This is a genomic window from Mangrovimicrobium sediminis (assembly GCF_004745945.1).
Lineage (GTDB): Bacteria > Pseudomonadota > Gammaproteobacteria > Pseudomonadales > Halieaceae > Mangrovimicrobium > Mangrovimicrobium sediminis.
In genome coordinates this window covers 12,558-30,046 of sequence record NZ_SRLE01000008.1, presented here as the reverse complement: position 1 = coordinate 30,046, position 17,489 = coordinate 12,558, and the positions used below count along the sequence as shown (strand labels likewise).

15 protein-coding genes are annotated in these 17,489 nt (G+C 66.7%); 3 read left to right on the top strand and 12 right to left on the bottom strand.

Annotated features, from left to right (window positions below; translation table 11 throughout):
- Positions 1 to 3 precede the first annotated feature (3 nt).
- Positions 4 to 1,563, bottom strand: a complete 1,560-nt coding sequence (locus E4634_RS11775; protein ID WP_135444118.1) for a tetratricopeptide repeat-containing sulfotransferase family protein — start codon at positions 1,561 to 1,563, stop codon at positions 4 to 6.
- A 2-nt stretch (positions 1,564 to 1,565) separates the two neighbouring features.
- Positions 1,566 to 3,143, bottom strand: coding sequence for a tetratricopeptide repeat-containing sulfotransferase family protein (locus tag E4634_RS11770; protein WP_135444116.1), 1,578 nt, complete (start codon positions 3,141 to 3,143; stop codon positions 1,566 to 1,568).
- 99 nt (positions 3,144 to 3,242) lie between these two features.
- Here E4634_RS11770 and E4634_RS11765 point away from each other — a divergent pair, with 99 nt between their 5' ends.
- Complete coding sequence (locus tag E4634_RS11765) at positions 3,243 to 3,839, top strand: YhgN family NAAT transporter (protein WP_135444114.1); 597 nt, start codon at positions 3,243 to 3,245, stop codon at positions 3,837 to 3,839.
- Positions 3,840 to 3,845: 6 nt separating this feature from the next.
- On the opposite strand, the gene E4634_RS11760 is transcribed toward E4634_RS11765, so the two are convergent.
- The 6 genes from E4634_RS11760 to E4634_RS11735 all read right to left on the bottom strand — a co-directional run bounded on the left by E4634_RS11760 (position 3,846) and on the right by E4634_RS11735 (position 10,656).
- Entirely contained in the window at positions 3,846 to 4,424 is a 579-nt protein-coding gene (locus E4634_RS11760; RefSeq protein WP_135444112.1) for a YceI family protein, read from the bottom strand.
- 137 nt (positions 4,425 to 4,561) lie between these two features.
- Complete coding sequence (locus E4634_RS11755; protein WP_135444110.1) at positions 4,562 to 5,836, bottom strand: putative bifunctional diguanylate cyclase/phosphodiesterase; 1,275 nt, start codon at positions 5,834 to 5,836, stop codon at positions 4,562 to 4,564.
- A 20-nt stretch (positions 5,837 to 5,856) separates the two neighbouring features.
- Positions 5,857 to 7,092 carry a cyclic di-GMP phosphodiesterase gene (locus E4634_RS11750; protein ID WP_135444109.1) on the bottom strand — a complete coding sequence of 412 codons (1,236 nt, stop codon included), beginning with the start codon at positions 7,090 to 7,092 and terminating at the stop codon, positions 5,857 to 5,859.
- A gap of 267 nt (positions 7,093 to 7,359) precedes the next feature.
- Positions 7,360 to 9,246 carry a DNA topoisomerase IV subunit B gene (parE, locus tag E4634_RS11745; RefSeq protein ID WP_135444107.1) on the bottom strand — a complete coding sequence of 629 codons (1,887 nt, stop codon included), beginning with the start codon at positions 9,244 to 9,246 and terminating at the stop codon, positions 7,360 to 7,362.
- Positions 9,247 to 9,345: 99 nt separating this feature from the next.
- Positions 9,346 to 10,191, bottom strand: a complete 846-nt coding sequence (gene cpdA, locus E4634_RS11740; protein ID WP_240725163.1) for a 3',5'-cyclic-AMP phosphodiesterase — start codon at positions 10,189 to 10,191, stop codon at positions 9,346 to 9,348.
- A gap of 21 nt (positions 10,192 to 10,212) precedes the next feature.
- A complete protein-coding gene (locus E4634_RS11735; protein WP_135444105.1) occupies positions 10,213 to 10,656 on the bottom strand; it encodes a DUF1249 domain-containing protein in 444 nt (147 codons plus the stop codon).
- 220 nt (positions 10,657 to 10,876) lie between these two features.
- On the opposite strand from E4634_RS11735, the gene E4634_RS11730 reads away from it, so the two are divergent.
- Positions 10,877 to 12,289, top strand: a complete 1,413-nt coding sequence (locus tag E4634_RS11730) for a TolC family outer membrane protein (RefSeq protein WP_135444103.1) — start codon at positions 10,877 to 10,879, stop codon at positions 12,287 to 12,289.
- A 45-nt stretch (positions 12,290 to 12,334) separates the two neighbouring features.
- Here E4634_RS11730 and waaA read toward each other — a convergent pair whose 3' ends face one another.
- Positions 12,335 to 13,609, bottom strand: coding sequence for a lipid IV(A) 3-deoxy-D-manno-octulosonic acid transferase (gene waaA, locus E4634_RS11725; RefSeq protein WP_135444101.1), 1,275 nt, complete (start codon positions 13,607 to 13,609; stop codon positions 12,335 to 12,337).
- Between the two features lie 107 nt (positions 13,610 to 13,716).
- On the opposite strand from waaA, the gene E4634_RS11720 reads away from it, so the two are divergent.
- Positions 13,717 to 14,334 carry a class I SAM-dependent methyltransferase gene (locus E4634_RS11720; protein ID WP_135444100.1) on the top strand — a complete coding sequence of 206 codons (618 nt, stop codon included), beginning with the start codon at positions 13,717 to 13,719 and terminating at the stop codon, positions 14,332 to 14,334.
- 11 nt (positions 14,335 to 14,345) lie between these two features.
- Here E4634_RS11720 and E4634_RS11715 read toward each other — a convergent pair whose 3' ends face one another.
- The 3 genes from E4634_RS11715 to E4634_RS11705 are packed head-to-tail and all read right to left on the bottom strand — an operon-like array spanning position 14,346 to position 17,375.
- The gene (locus tag E4634_RS11715) at positions 14,346 to 15,416 is read right to left on the bottom strand and encodes a prenyltransferase/squalene oxidase repeat-containing protein (RefSeq protein ID WP_135444099.1); all 1,071 of its coding nucleotides are present in this window, start codon (positions 15,414 to 15,416) and stop codon (positions 14,346 to 14,348) included.
- Positions 15,413 to 16,147, bottom strand: coding sequence for a class I SAM-dependent methyltransferase (locus E4634_RS11710; RefSeq protein ID WP_135444097.1), 735 nt, complete (start codon positions 16,145 to 16,147; stop codon positions 15,413 to 15,415). Before E4634_RS11710 ends, E4634_RS11715 begins: the two co-directional genes overlap by 4 nt.
- Positions 16,134 to 17,375 (bottom strand): glycosyltransferase family 4 protein, encoded by a 1,242-nt coding sequence (locus E4634_RS11705; RefSeq protein WP_346763339.1) that lies wholly within the window; start codon positions 17,373 to 17,375, stop codon positions 16,134 to 16,136. The genes E4634_RS11710 and E4634_RS11705 overlap by 14 nt, the downstream gene beginning before the upstream one ends.
- Positions 17,376 to 17,489: the final 114 nt, after the last annotated feature.

Below are 17,489 nucleotides of genomic sequence, written 5' to 3'. Positions count from 1 at the left end.
GGATCAATCCGGCAGATTACCCTCGGCATCCACGACACCCGCCTGCGCAAGCGCATCGAGCAACGGCCGCAGCGGCTCGCGATACTGCTGCCACAGCCCCGCCGAACGCTGGTGCACCGGCTCACGCACCTGGACGGCACTGGCGCTGTTGCTCTGGCTGGCATTGGACTGCAGGTCCAGCACCGCCGGGTCGAAGGGCAGTTCCAACGCATCAAACAGCGCCCGCGCCTGCCCCTCCGGATCGCCGACAAACGCCTCGTAGCTGACCTCCACCAGGCGCTCGCCGAGCATCTCCCGCCAGCGTTGGATCAATCGATGGTAGGCGAGGTAGTAAGCCGCGAGGTCGTCCAGGTCGTAGGCAAAGCGGAAGAACGGCTGCTTGAACAGGGCCAGGGCATTGTCCAGTGGGTGACGATTGACGTGTACCAGCTTCGCCCCCGGCAGGGCCGCGGCGATAGCGCCCAGGTAGAGGTAGTTCTCCGGCAGTTTCTCGACAAAATAGTCACCGTCACCGAGCAGGTGGGAGACCAGCTGGCGGTAGCGGGCACCGACCTTTTCCGGCGGCGCAGAGAGCGCCCGCGGCAGCGTGTCCGGCTCGGGCATGGCCAGCGGCGGCAGCCCGGCGCACTCCTGCATCGCCACCTGGAAGAAAAACGTCTCGTTGATGGTATCCACCCGCGGGTGGTTGGAGAGCAGCCGTTCCACTAAGGTAGTGCCCGAGCGCGGCAGGCCGGTCACGAAGATCGGCACGGGGTGTCCGGCACTGGCCACACTCGGCGCTTGCCAGTCCTGCGCGATAATCGTCTCCACCAGGCGCAGGTCCGCGTCCACCGCGTAGTTGCCACTGGCTTTGGCCTGCGCGCCGCCCTGCAAATAGTGCTCGAACGCCCGGGCGTGCTCGCCGCGATCCTCGTATTTCTTGCCGATGGCGTAGTGCAGGAACACGCTGTTGTCGTCCGGCCCGAGGGAGGCCAGCAGGGTTTCCATCTGCGCCAGGTGTGGCGTATCGGGGTCGCGCTCCAGGCGCGCCAGTTCGAAGTGTGCCTTCTGCAGCCGCGGATTGGCTTCCAGCAGCTTGCGGTAGATCGCCGTCGCCTCGCGCACATTGCCCAGGGCAATTTCCGCCTCGGCGAGGTTGAACCACAGCGGCGGGCGCAGGGCGTTGGCGCGCGCCAGTACCAGCAGCAAATCGCGCTGGCGCGGGATGCGCGCCAGGCGCTGGCACAGGCCCGCAGCGCGCTCGATCTGCTGCGCGGACATCTGCCCGGTGAGCGCATCGAGCTGGGCTGCGGCCCCGGCATAGTCGCGCACGGCCAGGGCACATTCGATCAACTGCAGCCGCGGCTCCGGATTGGCCGGCTGCAGGCGCACGGCGGTGGCCAGGGCCGGCAGGGCCTTGCCCGGGTCGCGCTGGCGCAGCAGTGACCCCTGCATCAGGTGCGCCAGCGCCTCGCGGGGATACCGGGCCACCCAGTCGTTGCACAGCTTCAGCGCCTTCTTGGCCTGCTGGTTGCGCATCAGCTTGGTGACCTGCTTGTGGTACTCCTGGCTGCTGAAAGCCATGCCTAGCGGTACTCGATGCCGTTGGCGTCAAAGATGCGCCGCAGCGGTTCCAGCTGGGCCTCGAAGTTGTGCCAGCGGCCGACGCTGTCGCCGTGGATCTTCTCGCGCACCTGCACCGAGCTGGCCGTGGTGCTCGCAGCACGCGAGCGGTGGAACTCGAGGCACTGGGCCTCGAAGGGCAGGCCCAGGTAGTCGAGGGCGCGGCGCAGCTCCGCTTCAGGGTCGGCGACCAGGGACTCGTAGCGCAGGAAGTGCAGGCGCTCGCCGAGCTGTTCGCGCCAGTGGTCCATCAGGCGCGCATAGTGGCAGTAGTAGTGGCCGAGGTTCTCGAGGTCATACGAGTACTTGTAGGCCCACGTGAACACCTGCTTGTACATGGCGAAGCAGGCGTCCATGGGGTCGCGCTCGACGACGATCATGCGCGCAGCGGGAAACGCCTTCGCGATCAGGCCGAGGAACAGCGAGTTGTATGGCAGTTTCTCGATGAACCAGGGCTCATCACCCAGGCGATAGCCGATGCGCTGCAGGTACTCCCGGGCGATGTCCGCGCTCGGCGCGCGCGCTGCCCCGGCGATCATCGCCGGCGTCATCTGCCGGTGATCCGCCACCTGGCTGCTCATGCGCACCGCGACCGGCAGGAACTGGGTCTCGCCGACACTGTCGACCTGCGAGTGCGCGCCGAGCATGCGTTCGCTCAGGGTGCTGCCGGTGCGCGGCAGGCCGAGGATGAAAATAGGCTGCGGCCCCGGCGCGACTTCCGCCGGTTGCTGCTCCCGAAACCAGGTGGCCGAGCAACTGGCGATGGCGGTTTCGATGATCTCGACGTCCTCGTCCAGCGTGTAATTCGCCGCCCGGGTCGCGGCGTCGCCGGCGCGCTGGTAGTAGCTGAACGCGGCATCCCACTCGCCGAGGTCCTCGTACTCCTTACCCAGCGCGTAATACATGAAGATGTTCTTCCCTTCCGGCTGGCGGGTGTGCGCCAGTGAGGCGAGCATGGCATCGATGTGCGTGGAGTCCTGGGCCCGGCGCAGACGCGACAACTGGTAGTGATTGCGCTGGTGATGCGGGTTTTGCTCCAGCAGCCCGGCGTACAGTTGTGCCGCCTGGTCAATATCGCCGGTGTACACGGAGCAGGCGGCGAGGTTGGCGCGGAACAGGTCGATCTCCGGCTGCAGTGCGACCGCCTTCGCATACAGCGGCAGTGCCTCCTCGGGCAGGCCGATGTTCACGTAACAGGTGGCGGCCATGTCGAGGTAGCGCGGGCTGTTGTCCAGCGCGTCGCGAAAACGCTCGAGCAACTCGCGGCTGCGCGCGTTGTCCTTGGCGATAGTGCACTGGTCCGCCAGCTCGATGCCGGCGTCATAGCGCGCGGGGTCCATTTGCAGCGCGGCGGAAAACGCCTCGATCGCCTGGTTGGGGCGCTGCGCTGCCTTGCACACCTTGCCAAAGAGAAAGTGGCCTTCGGCCGCCTGCGGCCAGTGCTGTATCAGCTCGCGCGCCGCCTGTTCAACGCCGGGCCAGTCGCCGCGGGCCATGGCCGCGCGGGCGAGACGGGAGAGGGATTCTGAAGTCTGGTTCATGTGAATGCTGCTAAGTGAAAGCGACGCGGCGGATTTCCCGCGGCCGGTAATTCTGAGAGGATAGGCCACCCCACAACGCGATACCACCCGGGAAACACCATGGATACCCTGTCGGCATTTGTCACCCTGCTGTTCGTCATGGACCCACTGGGCAACATCCCGGTGTTCCTGGCCATCCTCAAGGACGTCGATCCGCAGCGACGCCAGCGCATCCTGGCTCGGGAGCTGCTTATCGCACTGGTCGTGCTGCTGCTGTTCCTGTGGTGCGGCGGCGCGGTGCTGGACTTCCTCGGCCTGCGCCAGGAGTCGATCAGCATCGCCGGGGCGATCATCCTGTTCCTGATCGCCCTGCGCATGATCTTCCCCTCACCGCACGGCATCATGGGCGCGCTGCCCGAGGGGGAGCCGTTCATCGTGCCGCTGGCCATACCCATGGTGGCGGGTCCCTCGGCGCTGGCGATCTCCATGCTGCTGGTCACCTCCAACCCCGGGCGCATGCTGGACTGGACCCTGGCCCTGGTCGGCGCCTGGGCGGCCGCGGCGGCCACGCTGATGTGCGCACCGCTGCTGCTGCGCGCACTGGGTGCACGCGGGCTGATCGCCGTGGAGCGCTTGATGGGCATGATCCTGGTGATGATTTCAGTGCAGATGTTCTTTCAGGGCGTGCAGCAATTCCTCGGCCCCGTGGCGGGCTGAAACCGGCTACTCCACCTCGCGGAAGGACAGGCTGAACGACACCGGCACTGCGGTGCTGATGGAATTCAGGCCGGCCACCGCGCGCAGTGCCTCGACGCCCGGCGCCAGGCCGAAGTCTTCTGCCTTGATCAGCACCGGATAGGGCGTCATCACGCGCATGCTCGCACCATCGCTGAATACGGTCAGCGCCACATCGAGGGATTTCTCGACGCCGTGCAGGCCCAGCGTCACCGGCAACTCGGCCGTGATGGTCGCACCCTTGGCGACTTCAGCGAGGATCGCCGGGTCAATCTTCGCGGTCACGGTGGCGGTGGGGAAATCCACCGTCTCGAACAGCATCTCGCGCATGCGCCCATTGCGCACGTCGATCGCGGTCTCCACGCTGTTCAGGTCGATGGTCACCCGCGCCGCGCCGTCCTCGCCGACATAGCCGAGCAGTCCGCCGAAGTGATGGGTCTCGGCGACGGCGGCGTTTTTCACCGAGATGAAATAGACGCTGGAATGGGTGGTATCCAGTTCCCACTGGGCCAGGGCGGGCAGCGCGAAGGACAGCAACAGGGCACCAAGACCGATACGCTTGATCATCGATTTCTCCGGGGTAGATTGGGTCTCGTCAGGAAGCGGACACCATGACACAACAGCGCGCCGCGCGCCAAGCCTTTCCGGTGTCGGGGCGGATGTACCGGGTATTTGCGGACTGGCGAGTTGGGTCCTGGCCCGCCTCAGTGCACCCGGGTCGAAGCGCCTTCGCCAAACCAGGAGTGCAGGTCCTCGGCGGGGAGCGCCGGGGAAATCAGGAAGCCCTGGGCGACATCGCAGCCGATCTCGCGCAGGATATTGAGCGCGCGCTCCTCCTCGACGCCCTCCGCGACCACCTGCAGGTCGAGCTTGTGGCCCAACTCGACGATGGACTCCACCAACTTGCGGTCGATGTCGGTCTCCGCCAGGTGGGTAATGAAGGACTTGTCGATCTTGATCTCGTCCACCGGCAGTTGCTTGAAATAGGCCAGCGAGGAATAACCGGTGCCGAAGTCGTCGATGGAGATGCGCACGCCCTTGTCGCGCAGGGTGCTGAGCACCCGCTTGCTCACGTCGATGTCCTGGATCAGCGTGCCCTCGGTGACCTCCACCGCCAACTGGTCGTGGGAGCCGCCCCACAGTGACACGGCGGACTCGATGGCGAAGGGAAAGCCGGGATCGAACAGGGTTACCGGCGAGACATTGATCGACACCCGGGCGCGCGTACCGGGCAGCGGCAGCGTCGAGGTCTGGCGCAGCGCCGTGTGCATCACCCAGTCGGTGATCTGGTTGATCAGTGCGCCGCGCTCGGCCAGGGGAATAAAGATGTCGGGCGAGACGAATCCGCTGCCGGGGTGTTTCCAGCGCAGCAGCGCCTCGAAACCCGAGGTGGCGAAATCCTGCAGGCCGATCTGCGGCTGGTACTGCAGGGTGAACTGGTCCTCGTCCATGGCGCGCTTGAGGTCGGTCTCCAGCTGCCAGCGGTCCTGCCGCAACTGCTGCTCCTGCGCGGCGTGCAGCACAATGCCGCTCTCCTCCTCGGCCGCGGAAAGCAGCGCGAACTCCGCCGCCAGCAACAGCTCGTCGGCGCTTTCGCCATCATCCGGGTACATCACCGCCCCGGCAACGGCGTCCAGGCGCACGCTGTGGTCGTCGACCTGCAGTGGTCCGCGCACCGCGCCCAGCGCGCGCTCCACCCCGATGCGCAGCAGCGCCGCATACTTGACGTTGGGCACGACAAAGGCGAAGCGCGTACCGCCGATTCGGTAAGCCTGCAGGGGTTCGCGCAACAGCTTGCGCAGCGCGATGAGGGCCTGTTCGATAATCCTGTCGGCGACGTCGAAGCCGTAGCGCGTATTGACGTTGTGGAACGAGGCGAGCTTGATGAAAACCACAGCCAGGCCGCTGTCACCCCCGCAATTGGCCACGGCCTCCACGACCGTCGCCCGGAATTCACTGCGCTCGATATCCCGCGACATGCGCTGTGCCTCCCGGGCGCTCAGAACACGAGTTCCGACGGGTCGATATCGTAGTCCATCGGTTCGATGCCCTTGAGGATCTCCAGCGGACGGCCGAGGCGGTCCTCGGTTTCCTCGAGCAGGTTGACGTAAGTGCCAGGAGTCGCCGGCATGCCCTCGCCGTCCAACAGGACCATGACACGCGGACGCAGCCGCCGGCGGCGGTGCTCGGTAACCACGATGCCGACACGGCCATCGGTGAGCGCAACGAAAGAACCCACCGGGTAGATGCCGACTGCCTGGATAAACTCCTCGATCAGCTCGCCCTGGAAATCGACGTCGCGCATGGTGTACAGCTTGGAGATCGCATCCGCCGGGGAGACGCCGCGGGCGTAGGCACGATCGCTGATCATCGCGTCGTAGCAGTCCACGATACCGGCGATCCGCGCCATCGGCGGAATCTCGGCGCCGGCGGTGCCATTGGGGTAACCCGAACCGTTGTGTCGCTCGTGGTGGTAGGCGACGATCGACAACACCTCCGGCGACACCCCGCGGGAGTGGCTGAGCAACTCCAGGCCCTGGTCCACGTGACTGCGCACAATGGCCACTTCTTCCGTGGACAGCGGCGTATTCTTGTTGAGGATTCGCGAGGAGATGTTCAGCTTGCCCACGTCGCAAAGCAGCGACCCCTGGGCCAGGGTCTTGATGTCGGGGATCGGCAAGCCGATCTGCCGGCCCACCGCCGCGGCGAGGATCGAGCTGGCCATCGCGTGGGAATAGCTGTAGCTGTCCTTGTTGCGAATGGCCGAGAGCAGCATGCAGGCGTCGGCGTTGCGCATGATGCTGTCGACCACTTCATCGACTGTCTTGCGCACCGCGCTCATGTCGACGGAGCCGTTGCGGGCGATGCCCTGGTAGAGGTCGCCGACCAGCACCTCGTAGTCGCGGAACACTTTCTCCGCGGAAACCATCTCCTGCTCGAAGGTGAACACGTCTTCGTAGGAGACCAGGCGCTTGCCGCCGAACATCTGGGTGACGACCCGGGAGCGCTTGGCCCCGCCATTGGTCAACAGCGGGTCGTAATTCTTAGGGGTCTGGGACAGGCCGATATCGACGTCCACGGTAGTGCACAACTGGCGCAGGGCAGCCAGTTCCTCGACCGTCTTGATGGTGAAGCCCTGCATGAGGAAGGGCGTATCTATCCACGGCCGATCGAGGTCGGCCACAAACATTCCCAATTGCAGGTCGTCAACGTGTGTTCTGACGAATCTGGACATCAGTTCTTCCCTCAACCTCTCGATTGAGTCCGGCGGTTGGTGTCACGGTGATCCCCCCCGTGCAGCGGTCGCTCCATGCGTCGCGTCGCCAAACGCGTCATTATTCGCGCGAAAATCGATTATCTCCGCTTGAACTGAGTCTAGACCAGCGAGGATTGGCTAAACAGTGACCCGGTCCACGTTTTTGTGGATATCGTCAGATAAACGGCTGGGAGAGCAAACTGTGACGCGTGTCCCAGGGAAAAGCGGTGTGATTAGGCGCTCGGATCAGACGACCTCGGCGAGGTCGCCCTTATTTTCCAGCCAGCTCTTGCGGTCGCCGGCGCGCTTCTTCGCCAGCAGCATGTCGAGCACGTTGTGGGTGCCGTCGCCCGGTTCCTGCACCAGGCGCACCAGGCGGCGGGTGTCCGGGTCCATGGTGGTCTCGCGCAACTGCAGGGGGTTCATCTCGCCCAGGCCCTTGAAGCGCTGCACGTTGACCTTGCCCTTTTTCTTCTCCGCCTCGAGGCGGTCGAGCACGCCCTGCTTCTCGCCCTCGTCGAGGGCGTAGAACACCTCTTTGCCGATGTCGATGCGGTACAGGGGCGGCATGGCGACATAGACATGGCCCGCGGCCACCAGGGCCGGGAAGTGGCGCACGAACAGGGCGCAGATCAGGGTCGCGATGTGCAGGCCGTCGGAATCGGCGTCGGCGAGAATGCACACCTTGTGGTAGCGCAGCTCCGAGAGGTCGTCGCTGCCCGGGTCGATACCCAGGGCGATGGAGATATTGTGCACTTCCTGCGAGGCGAGGATCTCCTGGGAGTCCACCTCCCAGGTGTTCAGGATCTTGCCGCGCAGGGGCAGGATGGCCTGGAACTCACGGTCGCGCGCCTGCTTGGCGCTGCCGCCGGCGGAGTCGCCCTCGACCAGGAACAGCTCGCCGCGGCTCGGGTCTTCGCCGGAGCAGTCCGCCAGCTTGCCAGGCAGGGCCGGTCCTGCGGAGACCTTCTTGCGCACCACTTTCTTGGCGCTGCGCAGGCGGCTCTGGGCACTGCTGATGCACAGTTCCGCGAGCTTTTCCGCCTCCACGGTGTGCTGGTTGAGCCAAAGGCTGAAGGCGTCCTTGGCCACGCCGGAAACGAACGCGGCGGCCTCGCGCGAGGACAGCCGCTCCTTGGTCTGGCCGGAGAACTGCGGGTCACCGAGCTTGGAGGAGAGCACGTAGGCGCAGCGATCCCAGATGTCGTCTGGGGTCAGCTTCACCCCACGCGGCAGCAGGCTGCGCAGCTCGCAGAACTCGCGCATAGCGTCCAGCAGGCCGGTGCGCAGGCCGTTGACGTGGGTGCCGCCCTGCGGCGTGGGGATCAGGTTCACATAGGACTCGGTGACCAGCTCACCACCCTCCGGCAGCCACTGTACCGCCCAGTCCGCGGCCTCGCTGGCGCCGCTGAAGCTGCCCACGAAGGGCTGCTCAGGCAGTACCGGAAAGTCGATGGTGGCGTCGGCGAGATAGTCGGACAGGCCGTCCTCGTAGTACCACTCCTCGGTCTCGCCCTTTTTCTCGTCGGTGAATTTCACCCGCAGCCCCGGGCACAGCACGGCCTTGGCGCGCAGCAGGTGGACCAGGCGCGACACCGAGAAATTCACCGAGTCGAAGTACTTCGCGTCCGGCGTGAAGCTCACCGTGGTGCCGGTGTTGCGCTTGCCGCAGGTGTCGATCACCTCGAGGTCGGAAACTTTCTCACCCCCCGAGAAGCGGATGCGGTGCACGTTGCCATCGCGGCGGATGGTCACCGTGAGGTCGCTGGACAGGGCGTTGACCACCGAAACGCCGACGCCGTGCAGGCCGCCGCTGAACTGGTAGTTCTTGTTCGAGAACTTGCCCCCCGCGTGCAGGGTGGAGAGGACCACTTCCACCCCCGGCTTGCCCTGCTCCGGGTGGATATCCACCGGCATGCCGCGGCCGTTGTCCGACACCGACAGCGAACCGTCGCGGTACAGGGTGACGTCGATCTGGTTGGCGTGGCCGGCCAGGGCCTCGTCCACGCTGTTGTCGATCACCTCCTGGGCGAGGTGGTTGGGACGGGTGGTGTCGGTGTACATACCCGGGCGCTTGCGCACGGGTTCCAGGCCCGTGAGGACCTCGATATCTTCGGCGGTGTACTGGCTCATGCAGGCTCTGGCTGGACAGCGGTTGGAATCGCGCCATTGTACATGAGTCGGGCCGCGAGACGGCAATCCCGCGCGGCGTTCAGCCCCGCAAGGGTGGCGTCAGAGGTAGCCGCCGGAATCCAGCTCGACGAAGAACTCGGCGTCGGTGACCCGCGACACCGCGGTCTCGATGCTGCCGTCGGCGCGCAACTCCAGCCAGCGGTAGCCCGGGGGCTGGTCGTCCGCCTTGAAACCGGCGCTGCCGGGGGCGAACTGTACGCAGGTGGAAGGTGAGGCCATCAGCGCGACCGGTCCGCGACGGCGGTCGATCTGCTGGTGCACATGGCCCCAGAGCACGCCGCGCACGCCGGGGTGGGCCTCGACCAGTTCCCAGAACGCCATGTCGTCGGCGACCATTTGTTCGTCCAGCCACTGGCTGCCTACCGGCACCGGCTGGTGGTGCAGGCAGACCAGGGTGTACAGCCCCTGCGCCTCGCCGTCGGCCAGGGCCGCCTGCAGGCGCTGAAGTTCGGCCTCGCCCAGGGCGCCGCCCACTTCGCCGGGAATCTGCGAGTCGAGCATGACGATCTGCCAGCGCCCGGCGAGCACGACCTCGCACAACTCGCCGGTGCCGGCCAGCACCGCCGCCATCTCCGCGCGGTTGTCGTGGTTGCCGGGCAGCCAGAAGCTGGGGGCGGACAGGCGCCCGAGGTAGTCGACCAGACGCTGGTAGGCGCTGCGGCTGCCGCGGTCGGAGAGATCGCCGGTGGCCAGCACCAGGTCGATATGCGGCCGCTCGCGCAATACCTGTTCCACCACCAGGCGCAGCGAGCGGTCGGTATCCATGCCCAGCAGCGTGCCGCCGGGGGCCTCACACAGGTGGGTATCGGTGATTTGTACCAGGTGAACGCTATCGCCCGCGGGCGAGAGGCAACAACGCGGTTTGTCGGCTGCGGATGACATCATGGCTGGGGGTGGCGACGGGCGTCAGGCCCGTGAACAAAGGGTGCCGGCACTCCGGCCGTTCGCCAGGCAGTGCGCCAGCCAGTCAGCGATAAAGCGGTTCTGCTGCACTTTCTCGTCCTGCTGGAGCATCTGCGGATTGGGGTACTGGTAGCGCGGGCGAATGCGCCGGTGCGACTGGAAACTGCCCACTTCCAGCATGCCGGCGTCGTGATAGGCCCGCACCTCGATGCGCAGGCTGCCCAGCCAGCGCTCCCCGGCGTGGCGCTGGTGGATGAGGAACATGGTGGTATAGCGGGAGCGGCCGGTCACCTCGAGGCTGACCTGGGCATCCCCGACCAGGAATTCCCTGGCATTGCTGGTTTCGTAGTCCGGGAACAGGCTGAGGAAGCGCACGTAGTTGGCCTCGCAGACGGCGTGCAGCTCCGCGAGATCCAGCTTGAGTTGTCGATTCCTGGTGCTGGGCAACACCTCTCTCCCCCCACTTGAAGCCACGTCGAATGCCTGCTTCTGTGCGGTCTATGACATGGACACCACTTGAGTGTAACACTTATGATAGGCACCGATATGGCCAATTTTGCGTGGCAGATCACACAATGCAAGGCCCCTATCGGGCTGCTAAAATGGCCCGCGAACGATTAGCCGCGCACACATGATGCCGCCCGGCACCCAATCAAGAGGAACAACGATGAAACGGACCGGAGTCGCACTCCTGGCACTGGGTATTTCCCTCGCGGTCATGCCCGCTCGGGCGGAATCCCTGATGGACATCTATGAGCTCGCCCTCGAAAACGACGCCCAGCTCAAGGCGGAAGAGGCCACCTACCTCGCCAACAGCGAGGCGAAGAACATCGGCCTGGCCGGGCTGCTGCCGCAGATCGGCGCCCAGTACTCCTATTCCGAGTCGGACACCGATACCGACGGCGAGAGCCTGTCGGTGGGCGAATCCGGCATCGTCAGCGTGGATACCACCACCACCAGCGATACCGACACCGAGGGCTACCAGATCTCCCTCACCCAGCCGCTGTTCGACCTGCCCGCCTGGTTCAGCTTCCAGGAAGGCAAGCAGCTCACCCAGCAGGCTGAAGCCACCTTCGCCGGCAACCAGCAGAACCTCATCGTGCGGGTGGTGGAAGCCTACCTGGCGGTGCTGCGCGCGCAGGACAACCTCGAGGCCTCCAAGGCCCAGGAACGCGCCTTTGAACGCCAGCTGGAACAAACCCAGCAGCGCTTTGATGTCGGCCTGATCGCTATCACCGACGTGTACGAGGCGCAGGCTGCCTTCGACCTCTCGCGGGTCAATCGCATCGTCGACGAGAACAGCGTGGCGGTGGCACTGGAGCAGCTCTCCGTGCTGACCGGCCAGAAGCACAGCAACCTCAATGTGCTCAACGAGGACTTCACCATCAAGGCGCCGGAGCCCCTGGACCGCGCCGCCTGGGTGGACTTCGCCCTGGAGAACAATTTCTCGCTGAAAGCCGCGCGCTACGCCGAGGAAGCCGCACGCCAGTCGTCCAAGGCCAGCACCTGGCAGCACGCGCCGACGGTCAACTTCGGCTACACCTATTTCGATGAAGAGACCGATGGCAGCCGCACCATCCAGCCCGCCACCGACTTCCTGACCTCGCCCTACGCCGCCACCGATGGCGACACCTGGGAGATCCGCCTGGAAGTGCCGCTGTTCGCCGGCGGCGGCATCAGCGCCCAGCGCCGCCGCTCCGCGCAGGAGTCCATCGCCTCCACCGAAAACCGCGTCAACCTGATGCGCAACACGGTGACCAACACCCGCAGCCTGCACATGACCGTCATCAGCGACGTCAGCCGTGTATCCGCGCGACAGCAGAGCATCGTATCCTCCAAGAGCGCCCTGGACGCCACCCAGGCCGGCTACGAAGTGGGTACCCGCAACGTGGTCGACGTGCTCAACGCGCAACAGACCCTGTACGCCGCGCAGCGCGATTACGCCAACAGCCGCTACGACTACATCATCAACATGCTGCGCCTGAAGGAACAGGCCGGCCTGCTCAGCCCGCAGGACGTGATCAACCTGGATTCCTTCCTCGAGGTGCCGCCGCCGCCCACGGCCAGCGCCACCAAGTAAGCGCCCTGCCCCGCACCCGAAACGCCCGCTGCTGCGGGCGTTTTGCTATATGCGCCGCTGCGCCAGCAGTTCGTCGACCAGCCCCAGCACCCGCGCCAGGGCGCCGCGGTTGCGCTCGACCACGGCCTCCCCGGCGCGTCCCACCTGCGCGCGAAGCCCGGCGTCGCCCAGCAGCTCGGCCAGCGCCGGCGCGAGTTGTTGCGGGTCGGCCAACTGGCGCATGGCCCCGGCCTCGGTGAGCAGGCGGGTGATCTCGCTGAAGTTGTACATCTGCGGCCCGCACAACAGGGGCACGCCCCAGGCCGCGGCCTCCAGCGGGTTTTGGCCGCCGTGCGGGATGAAACTGCCGCCGACCACACACACGCTCGCCACACCGCAGAACAGGCGCAGCTCACCCATGGTATCGCCGAGCAGCACGGCACAGTCCGCGGGCAGCGGCTCGCCCGCGCTGCGCCGCGCCACCGGCCAGCCGCGCTCGCGGCACAGCCGGTAGACCTCGTCGAAGCGCTCGGGGTGGCGCGGCACCAGCAGCAGCAAGAGTGCCGGCTCGTGCTCGCGCGCAGCGGCGAAGGCGTCGAGCAACAATGCCTCCTCCCCGGCGTGGGTGCTGGCACCGAGCAGTACCGGCCGGCCCAGCGCCGCCTGCAGCCGCTGCGCCGCCTCGCGCTGGACGGGGTCGATATCGATATCGAACTTGAGGCTGCCGGTCACACTCACCCGCGAGGGAGCTGCACCCAGCGCCTCCAACCGCGCGGCGTCCGCCTGCGCCTGGCAGGCCAGCGCATCCAGGTTGCCGAGAACCTCGCGGGTGAAGCCAGCCAAGCGCCCGTAACCGCGTGCCGAGCGCTCGGACATACGCGCATTGGCCAGCACGATGCGACAACCGCTGACATGCGTGTAGTGCAGCAGGTTGGGCCACAACTCGGTTTCCAGCAGGATCAGCAGGTCGGGTTGCAGGCGCGCGAGAAACCGGCGCACCGCGCCGGGCAGGTCCCAGGGCAGGTAGACGTGGAACACGCTGGCGCCGAACAAGTCTGCGACGCGGGCCGAGCCGGTCGGGGTGGTGGTGGTGACCACCACGCGGCCCCCGGGGTGGCGCTGCAGCAGTGCGTGCACCAGCGGCGCAGCGGCCAGGGTCTCGCCCACCGAGACCGCGTGTACCCAGATCACCGGGCCGGGCACCGGCGCGGGCGCCGGGAACAGGCCGAAGCGCTCGGCCAGCCGCCGCCGGTACGCCGGCGCGCGCCGTGAGCGCCACAGCACGCGCAATAACAGCACGGGCACCAGCAGGTAAAGCAGGGCGCTATACAGATAGCGCATGGGATCGCTCCGCGTCGTCAACGGGAGGCCGAAGCATACCGCATGGCGCTGGGCGACGCCCCTGCCCGGCTTGCCTCCCCGCGGCAAACCGGCTACTTTGCGCTGCCATGATTGCCGACCTTCCCGCCGATATTCACGACCTCAAGGGCTTCCTTTCCAGCGCGGAGGGCGAGGCCCTGTACCGCCACGCCCTGCAGGCCAGCACCCGCGGTCCGGTGCTGGAAATCGGCAGCTACTGCGGCAAGTCCACCATCTACCTGGGCCTGGCCTGCCGCGCCAACGACTCCACCGTATTCGCCCTGGACCATCACCGCGGCTCCGAGGAGCACCAGCCCGGCGAATTCTTCCACGACCCGGAGCTCTACGACACCGGCGAGGCACTGTTCGACAGCTTCCGGGAATTCCGCCGCAATATCCGCGCGGCGGGGCTGGATGAGACCGTGGTACCGGTGGTGGCGGGTTCCGCCGCGGCGGCGCGCCACTGGCACACCCCGCTGTCGATGCTGTTCATCGACGGCGGCCACAGCCTGGACGCGGCGCTGGCCGACTACCGCTGCTGGAGCGGTCACCTGCTGCGCGGCGGCATCCTGGCCATTCACGACCTGTTCGAGGACGCCCACGCGGGCGGACAGGCGCCGATCGCGATCTACCGCATGGCGCTGGAATCGGGGTTGTTCGAGGCGGTGGAACGCGCGGACAGCCTGGGCGTGCTGCGCCGGCTGTAAGCGCGGCGCGCTCAGTCGGCGCGCAGTTGCTGCTGGCGGGCGTCGACGCCGAGCAGGCGCACGCTGCAGAACAGCTCCGCCGCCGGCGTGTGGAGAGTGAGGGCATCGGCGGCGAGCAGGATCGCCGCCGCCGTCCAGGTGGGTTTTTCATCCGGCCAGTGCAGGTCTTCCACCATCTGGTAGCCGGTCCAGTAGGCGCCGTCGGGCAGGCGCCACTGCTGCAGCCAACTGTAGATTTCCACGGCGCGGGCGTGATCGCCCGCCGACAACAGCGCCATCACCAGCTCGCAGGACTCCGCCACCGTCACCCAGGGTTCGTCCGAGACACAGCGACAGCCCATGCCGTGCTCGACAAACTCGTGCCAGCGCTCGCGCAGGCGCGCCTGGGCCTCCTTGCGCGGCAGCACGCCGGCGAGCACCGGGTAGAACCAGTCCATGGAAAAACGCGCCTTGCTCTCCCAGGTGCGGTCGAAACGCTCCGGCCGCGCGCGCAGTGCGTGGCCCAGCTTTTCCCGCGCCAGCAGCCAGTGCGGGCGGCCCTCCTCCAGGGTGTGGGCGATGTTGTGCGCGCACTCCAGGCTCTTGTGAATGGACGAACAACCGGTGACCAGGGCGTCCGCCTTGGCGCGACCGCTGCGGTCCACCGCCCAGTGGATATCGCCGTGCTCGGTCTGCAGGGCGAGCACGAACTCGATGGCGCGCTCGACCATCGGCCACATCTCGCGCAGGAACTCGCGATCCTCGGTGATCAGGTAGTGGTGCCAGACACCGGTGGCGACATAGGCGACGAAATTGCTCTCGCGGCGCTCGCAATCGTCCTCCACCCCCTCCCGGTAGGCGACCCACCAGCTGCCGTCCTCGAGCTGGCTGTCGCGCAGCCACTGGTAGGCGCGTTGCGCGGCGTGGGTCTCGCCGCCTATCGCCAGGCCCATGGCGGACTCGACATGGTCCCAGGGGTCTGCGTGGCCGCCGTTGAACCAGGGAATCTCGCCGCTCTCGCGCTGGTGGGAGAGAATGAAGTCCACGGTGGGCCGCAGGAATTCCGCGGGAAACAGCCCGGGGCTGAGGTACAGGCCGCTCACAGGGCGGCGCTCTTGCGAAAATACATGACGACGCTCTTCCCCATCAGTGGATTCAGCAGCTGCTCCGCCACCCGGGTCAGACGCGGGCGTTGCATCAGGTCCCAGACCAGCAGGCGGTGGTACTGGCGCACCAGCCAGGGTTCTTCCCGACGGTTCCAGAACAGGCACTTGAGCCACCAGAAGGGGGCGTGCAGGGCATGGGCCCAGTGCCGGTGGTAGTGGTCCATGCCCAGGGTCTCGATATCCCTGCGCAGTTCGCGGGCGCGGAAGATACGGATGTGGCCGCCGGGCGTGTTGTGGTAGCCCTCGCTGAGCATCCAGCACAGCTTCTCCGGCCAGCGCCGCGGCACGCTGGCGCAGAACAACCCGCCGGGCTTGAGCACGCGCTCGATTTCGCGCAGTGCCGACTGGTAGTCGGGAATGTGCTCCAGCACCTCGCTGCAGATGACCTTGTCGAAGGTGTTGTCGGCGAAAGGCAGGGCCAGTGCACTGGCGGAGGACAGCCCGAAGCTGCGGGCATCGGCCACATCGTTCGCCGGCTGCGCCGCAGTGGAGAACTCCCGCATTTTCTCCCGCGTGGTGAGCAGGTCGGGCAGGGACAGGTCGACACCGATGGAGTGCACCTCGGCCTCGAGGTAGGCGGAGATCACGTGGCGCCCCTCGCCGCAGCCGAGGTCGAGAACGACATCCCCGGCGAGCAGCGGGAAGAAGGTGAAATCAACCGTCTGCACGCTGCAGCACCGCGCGGTAGTAGTCGGTCATCTGGGCGGCGCAGCGCTGCCAGCTGAACTGTTGCAGTATGCGCTTGCGGCCGGCGCGGCCCAGTAGAGCGCGGCGCTGCGGGTCGCGCAGCAGGGTGTCGATGGCGATTGCCAGGGCGGCGCTGTCGCGCACCGGCACCTGGATGCCCGCGTTGCCCACCACCTCCGGCAGGGCGCCACCGTTGGTGGACACCACCGGCACGCCGCAGGCCATGGCCTCGCCCGCCGGCAGGCCGAAACCCTCGTACACCGAGGGCACCACGGCGATGGCCGCCTCGGCGTAGTGGCGGACCATCTGCTCGGTGGAGATGCCGCTGACGAAGCGGATGCGCTGTTCCAGCCCCAGCTCGCGGATCAACTGCTCGGTCTCACCGCCGGGCTTGGGCTTGCTCACCACCAGCAATTCAAGCTCAGGCCAGTCCTGCAGCAGCGTCGCATAGGCCTCGATCAGGTAGCGGATGCCCTTGAGCGGCGCGTCGGCGGAGCAGGTGGCCATCAGCCGCTGCGGCAGGCGGGGGATTTCCGGCAGCGGCCGGAAGTCGTCGGTATCGATGCCGATATGCACCATGTTGATACCCGCCGGCTGCAGGCCGAAATCCCGCGCGATGTCCTGCCGCGAGGTTTCCGAGACGGTGACCAGGTTGTGCAGCTTGCGCACGACTTTCACCTGCATGCCGATGAAGGAGTGCCAGCGGCGGATCAGCACCCGCTCCCACCAGCTCTGCGCCGCGTCCAGGGCGATGCGCTGGTCGCTGGTGATCGGGTGGTGCACGGTGGTGACCAGCGGCAGGCCCAGTTGCTGCAGCTCCAGCATGCCGTAGGAGAGGCTCTGGTTGTCGTGGATGACGTCGTAGTCGCGGCCGTGCCGGCGCAGGTACTTCACCGCGCGGCGGCCGAAAGTATACGGCTCGGCAAAGCCGCCGGTGAGCTTGCTGGTCCACTCGATGATATTGCTCATGGAGCTCAGGTGCCGCGGGCGCAGGGAACCCAGGCCGTTGCGGTACAGGTCCAGGCTGGGCAGCGGCACGAAGCGCACACGCGGGTCCAGTCGCGGGTAGGGCGGCCCGGAGATCACGTCGACCCGGTGGCCGGCGTCCACCAGGGCCTTGCTCAGGTAGTGCAGGTAGACGCCCTGGCCGCCGCCGAAGGGGTGGCTGCGGTAGCCGAGCAGCGCGATACGCAAGGGTTTCAGGGGCACAGGCGCAGGACTCCCGGCGACCCGGGGCATGGCCTCGGCCTGGACTGTATCTGGCTGCCTGATAGCGACTTCCTCAATTGCCGTCTGCGGGGAGATGGACGACCCGGGGATGGA